The 8,692-nt window shown below is 60.9% G+C and carries 8 protein-coding genes; 6 read left to right on the forward strand and 2 right to left on the reverse strand.

From position 1 onward, the window contains the following. Positions 1–47: 47 nt before the first annotated feature. Complete coding sequence (locus K0H47_RS07620) at positions 48–2,093, forward strand: prolyl oligopeptidase family protein (protein WP_219272310.1); 2,046 nt, start codon at positions 48–50, stop codon at positions 2,091–2,093. Here K0H47_RS07620 and K0H47_RS07625 read toward each other — a convergent pair. Next, positions 2,090–2,959, reverse strand: coding sequence for a LysR substrate-binding domain-containing protein (locus tag K0H47_RS07625; protein WP_017476211.1), 870 nt, complete (start codon positions 2,957–2,959; stop codon positions 2,090–2,092). The two genes, K0H47_RS07620 and K0H47_RS07625, sit on opposite strands and share 4 nt — an antisense overlap. Before the next feature lie 134 nt (positions 2,960–3,093). On the opposite strand from K0H47_RS07625, the gene K0H47_RS07630 reads away from it, so the two are divergent. Genes K0H47_RS07630 through K0H47_RS07645 form a run of 4 tightly spaced genes read left to right on the forward strand, consistent with a single transcriptional unit; the run spans position 3,094 to position 7,273 of the window. Further along, positions 3,094–4,146, forward strand: coding sequence for an agmatine/peptidylarginine deiminase (locus K0H47_RS07630; RefSeq protein WP_219272312.1), 1,053 nt, complete (start codon positions 3,094–3,096; stop codon positions 4,144–4,146). Between the two features lie 4 nt (positions 4,147–4,150). Continuing rightward, positions 4,151–5,044, forward strand: a complete 894-nt coding sequence (aguB, locus tag K0H47_RS07635) for an N-carbamoylputrescine amidase (protein ID WP_063031921.1) — start codon at positions 4,151–4,153, stop codon at positions 5,042–5,044. 1 nt (position 5,045) lies between these two features. Continuing rightward, entirely contained in the window at positions 5,046–6,134 is a 1,089-nt protein-coding gene (locus K0H47_RS07640; protein ID WP_093199925.1) for an extracellular solute-binding protein, read from the forward strand. Between the two features lie 20 nt (positions 6,135–6,154). Then, positions 6,155–7,273 (forward strand): agmatine/peptidylarginine deiminase, encoded by a 1,119-nt coding sequence (locus tag K0H47_RS07645; RefSeq protein WP_093199920.1) that lies wholly within the window; start codon positions 6,155–6,157, stop codon positions 7,271–7,273. Here K0H47_RS07645 and mug read toward each other — a convergent pair. Further along, positions 7,270–7,785, reverse strand: coding sequence for a G/U mismatch-specific DNA glycosylase (gene mug, locus K0H47_RS07650; RefSeq protein ID WP_093199915.1), 516 nt, complete (start codon positions 7,783–7,785; stop codon positions 7,270–7,272). The two genes, K0H47_RS07645 and mug, sit on opposite strands and share 4 nt — an antisense overlap. Before the next feature lie 134 nt (positions 7,786–7,919). On the opposite strand from mug, the gene K0H47_RS07655 reads away from it, so the two are divergent. Further along, positions 7,920–8,300 carry a hypothetical protein gene (locus K0H47_RS07655; protein WP_219272314.1) on the forward strand — a complete coding sequence of 127 codons (381 nt, stop codon included), beginning with the start codon at positions 7,920–7,922 and terminating at the stop codon, positions 8,298–8,300. Positions 8,301–8,692: the final 392 nt, after the last annotated feature.

The raw sequence follows: 8,692 nt of genomic DNA on the forward strand, positions 1-8,692 counted from the left end.
CAAAGTCGGGCACGCTATCCATTTCTGCTTTTCGACAGGATTCGAACATGTCAAAACTTCCCGAAACCTCCACCGATCCCTACCAATGGCTTGAAGACGTCGACGGCGAGCAATCGATGCACTGGGTGCAAGCCCAGAACCTCAAGACCGAAGACCGGTTCGCCCGCTCCGACAGCTTCCAGCAGATCAAGGCCGATGTGCTGGAGATGCTGGACTCGGACAGCAACATCCCCCACGTCGACAAGGTCGGCGCCTATTACTACAACTTCTGGATGGACGCCGCTCACCCGCGGGGCCTGTGGCGTCGCACCACGCTTGAGGAGTACCGCAAGCCGCAGCCCGCCTGGGAAACGCTGCTGGACCTTGATGCACTGAACGCCGCCGAAGGCGAAAACTGGGTGTGGCACGGTGCTGACTATTTGCGCCCGGACTACCAGCGCTGTCTGCTGGCGTTGTCCCGTGGCGGGGCGGACGCGAGTGTCACCCGGGAGTTTGATCTGGCCACCAGGACCTGGGTCGAAGACGGCTTCCAGTTGCCCGAGTCCAAGGGTGGCCTGGGCTGGATCGACCGTGACAACGTCTATGTCTTCACCGATTTTGGTGAAGGGACGATGACCCGCTCCGGTTACCCGCGCATCGTCAAACAGTGGCAGCGCGGTACACCGCTGAGTGCCGCCCGTGTTGTCTACGAAGGCAGGCTGGATGATATGTACATCGCGGCGATGCACGACGACACGCCCGGCCATGAGCGTGACTTCGTCAGCCGCACGCTGGCGTTCTACAACAACGAGCTGTACCTGCGGGGCAGCGACAACCAGTTAAGCAAAATCGACGCGCCGAACTCGGCGGAAAAGTCGGTGTACAAAGACTGGCTGCTGCTGGAACTGCGGGAGGACTGGGCGCTCGATGAGGTGTTTGCGGCCGGCTCGTTGCTGGCGATCCGGTTTGATCGCTTCATGGCAGGCCAGCGGGATTTCGACGTGCTGTTCGCTCCTACGGACAGCACCTCGCTGGCGGGGTTTTTCTGGACGCTGAATCACCTGGTGCTGAACGTACTGGATCACGTCAAGAATCGCCTCAGTGTGCTGACTACCGGCGCAAACGGATGGCAGCGCAGCGAGTTCACCGGCGCGCCCGGCATGGGGACGGTGTATGCCAGCGCGGTGGACAGCGACGACAGTGATGCCGTCTGGCTGGTGACCACTGACTACCTGACGCCGACCACCTTATCGCTGGCCGAGATCGGTCATCCGCCCGAGGTACTGAAAACCCTGCCGGCATTTTTCGATTCCAGCCAGCACATGATCGAGCAGCACTTCGCGGTCTCCAGGGATGGCACCCGTGTGCCGTATTTCGTGGTGCGCGGGAAAGACTTGCCACTCGATGGCACGGCGCCGACCTTGCTCTATGGCTACGGCGGCTTTGAATACTCCCTGACCCCGCATTACTCCGGTGAAGTAGGCCGCGCCTGGCTCTCGAAAGGCGGGGTGTATGTGGTTGCCAACATTCGCGGTGGCGGTGAATACGGTCCTCGCTGGCACCAGGCAGCACTCAAGCAGAACCGTCCGCGCGCCTATGAAGATTTTGCCGCAGTGGCCCAAGACTTGATTGATCGCGGGATTACTTCACCCCGACACCTGGGCGCGGAGGGTGGTAGTAACGGTGGTCTGTTGGTCGGCAATATGCTGACCCAATACCCTGAACTGTTCGGTGCAATCGTCTCCCAGGTGCCCCTGCTCGACATGCAGCGCTATCACCTCTTGTTGGCCGGAGCGTCGTGGATGGGGGAATACGGCAATCCGGACGAGCCTGAAGAGTGGGCGTACATCCAGACGTTTTCGCCGTACCACCTGTTCGATCCGGCGAAGGCCTACCCGCCGGTGTTTTTCCTGACCTCGACCCGCGATGACCGGGTGCATCCAGCCCACGCCCGCAAACTGGCGGCGAAGATGATCGACGCCGGCAAGGACGTGACGTACTACGAAAATATCGAAGGTGGGCACGGCGGGGCGGCGGACAATGCACAGGCTGCGCATATGAGTGCGCTGGTCTACAGCTTTTTGTGGGAGAAGCTGAGCGTCAGCCGCGACTAACCTGCGCCGGCAGTTGCCAGATTGCCGATCAACCATTCACTGAAGCACCGTGCCAGCGGGTTGTTCTCGCTGTCACGGTGGGTCAGCAAGGCCCAGTTTGGGCCGCGAATGGTTGCCTCTACCAGCGGCTGCAATAGCCCGCTCTCCAGCGCCTGGCGACTCAATAACCGGCTGACCAGCGCAATCCCCAACCCCGTACACGCCGCATCCAGCAACAGCCCGGGGTCAGAGAAATTCAGCCCCTGATCCTTCTGCCCCACATCAATCCCGGCCTCTACCGCCCAATGGCTCCAATCCATCTCCCGCTCGCCGTGGAGGGTGGTGCGTTGCTCCTTGGGCAGTGCCAACACGCGCGGATGGCACGCCGGGAAAAGGCGGTCGGCATGCAGCACCTTGAAGCTGCATTCGGCTTGGGAACTGATGTCGTCGCGCACGGCGAGGTCGATGGTCTGGCTGGCCATGTCCGGGACTTCGTCGGTGCTGAATATCCACAGGTCCACTTCAGGGTGCTGGCGGCGGAAATCTTCCAGGCGCGGCAACAGCCAGTGGCGGGCGAAGGTTGGCGTGGTGTTGAGCACCAGTTGATTGGGTTTGCGGTACTGCCCCAGGCGACGAACCCCCACGGCCAATTGCTGCAATAACGCCTGGGTGGTGCTGAGGAAATCGTGCCCGGCATCGGTCAGGCTGACGCTGCGCCCACTGCGGAAAAACAGCGGTTGTTCCAGGTACGCCTCAAGGCTGCGAATTTGCTGGCTGATTGCCGATTGGGTGAGGTGCAGTTCCTCGGCGGCCTTGTGGAAACTGCCCAGCCGGGCGGCGGCTTCGAAGCCGCGGAGGGTGCCCAGGGGCGGCCAATGGTTAAGCATGCTGATAAGTTCCTCTAATCAGTTTTCCACAAAATCCATCGTTTGTTTGCCCGTTTTTACAGCCGTAGCATGCATGCCAAGACCTAGCAGACAGTTTTCATTGAACACAATGACTTAACTCAAAGGTATTTGTCATGCAGCAGAATGAAATTCAGGACAGTGGCTGGTGGATGCCGGCGGAGTGGGCCAGGCATGCGGCGACGTGGATGGTCTGGCCGCATAACCAGGCGCTTTGGGAGTCTGGCTGGGGCGTTACGTTGCCGCTGGTGCAGGAGGACTTTGCCCGTGTCGCCAATGCCATCGCGCGTTTTGAACCGGTGAAAATGATCGTCGATCCTTCGGCCGTCGACAGCGCCAGGGCATTGTGCGGGCCGAACATTGCACTGATCGAAGTGGCGGTGGACGACAGTTGGTGTCGCGACTCCGGCCCGAGCTTTGTGTGCCACCCGCAACAGGGCCTCGCCGGTGTGAGCTGGCGCTTCAATGCGTGGGGTGGCAAGTCGGCCCATGACCTGGACGAAAGCCTGGCCCGCCGCGTGCTCAATCACATAGGCACGGAATGCTTCGGCACGCCGTTGAGCAACGAAGGCGGCGCGATTCATGTGGACGGCGAGGGCACGTTGATTACCACCGAATCGGTGTTGCTCAATCCCAACCGTAACCCTGGGATGACTAAGGCCGAGATCGAGGCGATCTTCACGCGTTTGCTGGGCGTGAAAAAAACCATCTGGCTGCCAGGGGATCCCGACTATGTGACCGGCGACATGACCGACGGCCATGTGGATGGCGTGTGCGCCTTCGCCCGTCCGGGCGTGTTGCTGGTGGACGCCACCCACGACAAACACTCGGTGTACGCCGAGGTGGTACGGGAAAATCGCCGGGCCCTGGAGTTGGCCACCGACGCCCAGGGCCGGCGCTTCGAGCTGATCGAGCTGTATGAAGCCACCGACGCCGTAGACACCGAGGCCGAAGTGTTTTGCGCCTCCTACACCAACTTTTACCTCGCTAACGACGCGATCATCATGCCGGCCTATGGCATTGACGCCGACCAGGTGGCCGCCGATGTATTGGCCCGGGCGTTTCCGGGGCGCGTGGTGGTGCCGGTACGGATCAATCACCTGGCCCATGGCGGCGGCGGTGTGCATTGCATCACCCAGCAGCAACCCGCCTGGCCGGTAAAGGGGTGATGCCATGTCCGTACTGACGATTGCTGTCACGCAAATGCCCTGCACCTGGGACCTGCCCAAGAATCTGGATCTGGCCGAACAATTGGTGCGTGATGCGGCCAGCAAAGGCGCGCAAGTGATCCTGCTGCAGGAGCTGTTTGCCACGCCGTATTTTTGCATTGAGCAGCATCACAAACACCTCGCGCTGGCGCAGGAATACCGGCACAGCGCGGTGCTCAAACGCTTCGCCGCCCTGGCCCGGGAACTGGGGGTGGTGCTGCCCCTCAGTTGGTTCGAAAAGGCCGGCAATGCCTGTTTCAACTCATTGAGCGTGGCAGATGCGGATGGGCAGTTACTCGGGGTGTACCGCAAGACCCATATCCCCAACGCCATCGGTTATCAGGAGAAGGAATACTTCAGCCCCGGCGATACCGGCTTTCGGGTCTGGGACACGGCATTCGGGCGCATCGGCCTGGGCATCTGCTGGGATCAGTGGTTCCCCGAAACCGCGCGCTGCCTGGCGCTGATGGGCGCCGAAGTGTTGTTGTTTCCCACGGCCATCGGTTCTGAGCCGGGCTGCGCGACCCTGGACTCACGGGACCATTGGCAGATGACCATGCGTGGGCATGCGGCTGCCAACCTCGTGCCGGTGGTCGCCTCGAACCGTGTCGGCCGCGAGGTGGCGACCACCGACCCGACCTTGCAGATGGACTTCTACGGCTCGTCCTTCATTTGCAATCACAAGGGCAAGTTGCTCGCCGAAGCGGACCGCGACAGCACCGGTGTGCTGGTGCATCGCCTGGATCTAGCGGCGATGCGCGAGGACCGCTTGACCTGGGGCATCTACCGCGACCGTCGCCCGGAAATGTATGGCGGGCTGTTGAGTCTGGATGGTCACCACACCTACCGAGGGCTTTGACATGAAGATGCCTTGCACGCTGTTGCTCTGCTGCCTGGCGCTGGCGCCGTCGCTGCACGCCGAAGAAAAGACCCTGAAGCTCTACAACTGGGCCGATTACTTCGCCGAGGACACGTTGTCGCGGTTTACCGCCGAAACCGGGATCAAGGTGATCTACGATGTGATGGACGGCAGCGAAACCCTGGAGGCCAAGCTGATGGCCGGCGGCAGCGGATATGACCTGATCTTCCCTGGCGACACCGTGGGCGAACGGCTCATGCGTGCAGGCAGCCTGCAACCGCTGGATCAGTCCAGGCTCACCGCCCTGAATGATATCGAGCCCGGTTTGCAGAAGCTGCGCACGCACTACACCTACTCGAACACCGCCACCGTTCCCTACACCTGGGGCACCATCGGCCTGACCTACAACACCGAGCAAATCAAGCAGCGCCTGCCGGATGCGCCGGTCAACAGCCTCGACCTGTTGTTCAAGCCGGAGCTGGCCGCGAGGTTCGCCGACTGCGGGATTTCCCTGATCGACTCACCGGACGAAGTGCTGGCGGTAGCACTCAACTATTTGGGGCGTGACCCACGCAGTGCCAAGCCGGCAGACCTGGCCGCCGCCAGCGAGTTGTTGCTCAAACTGCGGCCCTACATTCGCAAATTCCAATCGCAACCGGTGACCGACCTGGTGAACGGCAACCTGTGCCTGTCCCTCGGCTACAGCGGCGACATGACCCAGGCACAACGGGCGGCGGATGCTGCCGGCAAAAAGGTTACGTTCGACTATCGCATCCCCCGCGAAGGCACGACGGTGTGGATGGACACCATGGCGATCCCGGTCGATGCCCGGCATCCGGAGTACGCCTACGCGTTTATCAATTTCGTGATGCGCCCGGAGAACATGGCGGCGATCAGTAACTTCACCGGCTATCCCACCGCGAACGCCAAGGCGCGCCCGGAGGTGGACCCGGCGATGCGCAACAACCTGCAGATTTACCCGGACGAGGCCACGTTCGAGCGCCTGATCCCGGGTAAGGACATTCCCCAGGCGGACATGCGTGCGCGCATGCGGGTCTGGACCAAGTTCAAGACCGCTACGGTCAAATGATTCAACTTCCAGAGGCACTTATGGCGACACGTCGCGAATTCATCAAACAGGTATCGGTGGTCGCCACCCTGGGCGCAGCCGCGTCTTTCGGGTTGGGCCCAGGCTGGGTACAGGCCGCCAAAAAGGGGAGCTGGATCATGCCGGACGAAGGTGAAAAACATCAGCAAGCGTTCATCGCCTTTGGCGCGCAAGAGGCCATTCACGAGGACTTCACGCCTGACGTACAAGAAGCCCTGGGCCGGATCGCCCGCGCCATCGCCCGTCACGAGCCGGTGACCGTGTTCTGCCGCGAGGAGGAGCGGGTGCTGGCCGAAGAAAAATGCGGCACCCACAACACCACATTCGTGGTCACGGAGCTGGACGACATCTGGATGCGCGACACCGGCGCCAATTTTGTCATCGATGGCCAGGGCGGGCTGGGCGCCGTGGATTTCAACTTCAATGGCTGGGGCAATAAACAACAGCACGCCGAGGATGCGCAGTTGGCCGCCCTGGTGGCTGAAGTCACCGAGGCCCAGTCGATTCGCAGCGAACTGGTGGGCGAGGGCGGCGCCATCGAGGTGGATGGCCACGGCACCGGAATCATGACCGAAAGCAGCTGGATCAATGCCAACCGCAATCCCGGCTGGAGCAAGGCGGATGTCGAGGCCGAGCTGAAGGAACGCCTGGGCCTGCGCAAGATCATCTGGCTACCGGGCATCAAGGGCAAAGACATCACCGATGCCCACGTCGATTTTTATGCACGCTTCGTCAAGCCAGGCGTGGTGATTGCCAACCTCGACACCGACCCCGAATCCTATGATCACAAGGTCACGCTGGCGCACCTCGACATCCTCAAGCAGGCCACCGATGCGGACGGCCGGCCGCTGCAGGTGCACACCGTGTCGCCGCCGCTTAATCCACGCAAGAGCCGGTTCAGTCGGAACAATCCGGATTTCGCGCCGGGTTATATCAACTACTTCGTCATCAATGGGGCGGTGATTGCACCCGAGTTCGGCGACAAGTTGGCCGACGCAAAAGCCTTTGAGCTACTGTCCAGGCTCTACCCGGAGCGCGAGGTGGTGCAGCTCAATATCGATGCAATCGCGGCGGGTGGTGGGGGGATTCATTGTGTGACCAGTCACCAGCCGTTGGTTTAGGCGGGGGCGGCCAATGCCAGCTTCAGATGACGGTACGCCTCGACCAGCTGGGCCTGGGTAAAGCCCAGGTTTCTCCCGCTGGGATTGGGCAGAACCCACACAGCCGCATGCCCCAGGGTATGCGGTTGAAGCCCCCAGGCAATCTGCTTCTGCCCGCTCAACGCGCTATAGGCTGCCTTTCCCAGAAACGCCACATACCGTGGCGCATAACGTGCGATCTTGCGTTCAAAACTCGCCGCTGCCGCCCTGAATTCATCCGCTGACAACTGATCCGCCCTGGCTGTAGGCCGCTCCACCACCGTGGTCAGTCCGCACTGGTACTGCAGGATCGTGCGGTCGTTTTCCGGCTGCACTTCATGGGGCGTAAACCCGGCCAGGTGCAGCGTGCGCCAGAACCGGTTGCTCCTGCCCATAAAGTGATGGCCGGTGGCGGCGGCCTTCAGGCCGGGGTTTATGCCGCAGAAAATCACGGCCAGGTCTTTGGTCAGAATGTCTTCGAGTGTTTCGTTCATGCTGAGTCTCAGGCAAGTGTCTCCGACAACCTTCGGAATAACACAGGGGAGCGATCTGGCCTATAGATTAAGTCGCGAAAGTTGTCACATACGGCTGATACGCTGGCTTCTTCCAAGGACGGTTGAGGCTCACTATGAAAAGCACGGCGTTCACCTTTACGCTCATCCTCCTGTCAGTCGCCGCTCACGCCGATGACCCCGCATCGGTACTGGGACACGCCTTTGGCTCTCTCGGCTGCGTCGACTTGAAAAACCCGGACGGCAAGGCCATTTGCGAAGCCCGGGCCCTGTCCAATGGCAGCGGTTGCCAGGGCTTGTCTAGCCAGGCGATGCGGGATAAATGCCTGGATGAAGGCTTGTATCCCACCAGCAGCCGCGACCGCCCGAAACACGTCAGGAAGATTGTGTTGATCGACCCGTTTTTGAAGGCAGAAACCAGGCCTGCGGTGCCCCTGTCGGAAAGCGAGATCAAGAGATTTGAAGAGTGGTATGGGCTCAAGAAAGCAGCGCAGTGAGGCGGTGCTGATGAGATCGTTCATTCGCGTCAAATTGCGATGGATCGAAGAGCGGATGGGGTGTTGAGGTGGGGGTGTAAATCAACGGCTTGTCCACTGGCCGGGCGGCACCACGCAAAAGCGCTGGGCCGGGTAGTCGATCAGTATGTAGTTGCCTTTGAATTGTTCCAGGCCCAGGAAGTTGTGGGTGCCTCTTTCCTGGGGCAGGCTTTTTGCTTTGTTGAAGGGCGCTCGGTGTTGTTTTTGTTGTGGGTGAGCTTAGTTGGGATTGGGGGGATTTCTTGGCTTCGCGGGGGGATTCCTGCGTACATATCCATTTCTTCGGTAACGGCGGCTTATGGTTCCGCTCTTACAGCGGGTCACTTTTGGCAAACGCCCCAAAAGTAACCAAA

The organism is Pseudomonas sp. Xaverov 83 (assembly GCF_019352905.1).
Taxonomy (GTDB): domain Bacteria; phylum Pseudomonadota; class Gammaproteobacteria; order Pseudomonadales; family Pseudomonadaceae; genus Aquipseudomonas; species Aquipseudomonas yamanorum.

What these genes read in the sequence shown, in the direction of transcription:
- K0H47_RS07620 (WP_219272310.1), top strand. Translation starts at nt 48, where the DNA reads ATGTCAAAACTTCCCGAAACCTCCACCGATCCCTACCAATGGCTTGAA.
- K0H47_RS07625 (WP_017476211.1), bottom strand. Translation starts at nt 2,959, where the DNA reads ATGCTTAACCATTGGCCGCCCCTGGGCACCCTCCGCGGCTTCGAAGCC.
- K0H47_RS07630 (WP_219272312.1), top strand. Translation starts at nt 3,094, where the DNA reads ATGCAGCAGAATGAAATTCAGGACAGTGGCTGGTGGATGCCGGCGGAG.
- aguB (WP_063031921.1), top strand. Translation starts at nt 4,151, where the DNA reads ATGTCCGTACTGACGATTGCTGTCACGCAAATGCCCTGCACCTGGGAC.
- K0H47_RS07640 (WP_093199925.1), top strand. Translation starts at nt 5,046, where the DNA reads ATGAAGATGCCTTGCACGCTGTTGCTCTGCTGCCTGGCGCTGGCGCCG.
- K0H47_RS07645 (WP_093199920.1), top strand. Translation starts at nt 6,155, where the DNA reads ATGGCGACACGTCGCGAATTCATCAAACAGGTATCGGTGGTCGCCACC.
- mug (WP_093199915.1), bottom strand. Translation starts at nt 7,785, where the DNA reads ATGAACGAAACACTCGAAGACATTCTGACCAAAGACCTGGCCGTGATT.
- K0H47_RS07655 (WP_219272314.1), top strand. Translation starts at nt 7,920, where the DNA reads ATGAAAAGCACGGCGTTCACCTTTACGCTCATCCTCCTGTCAGTCGCC.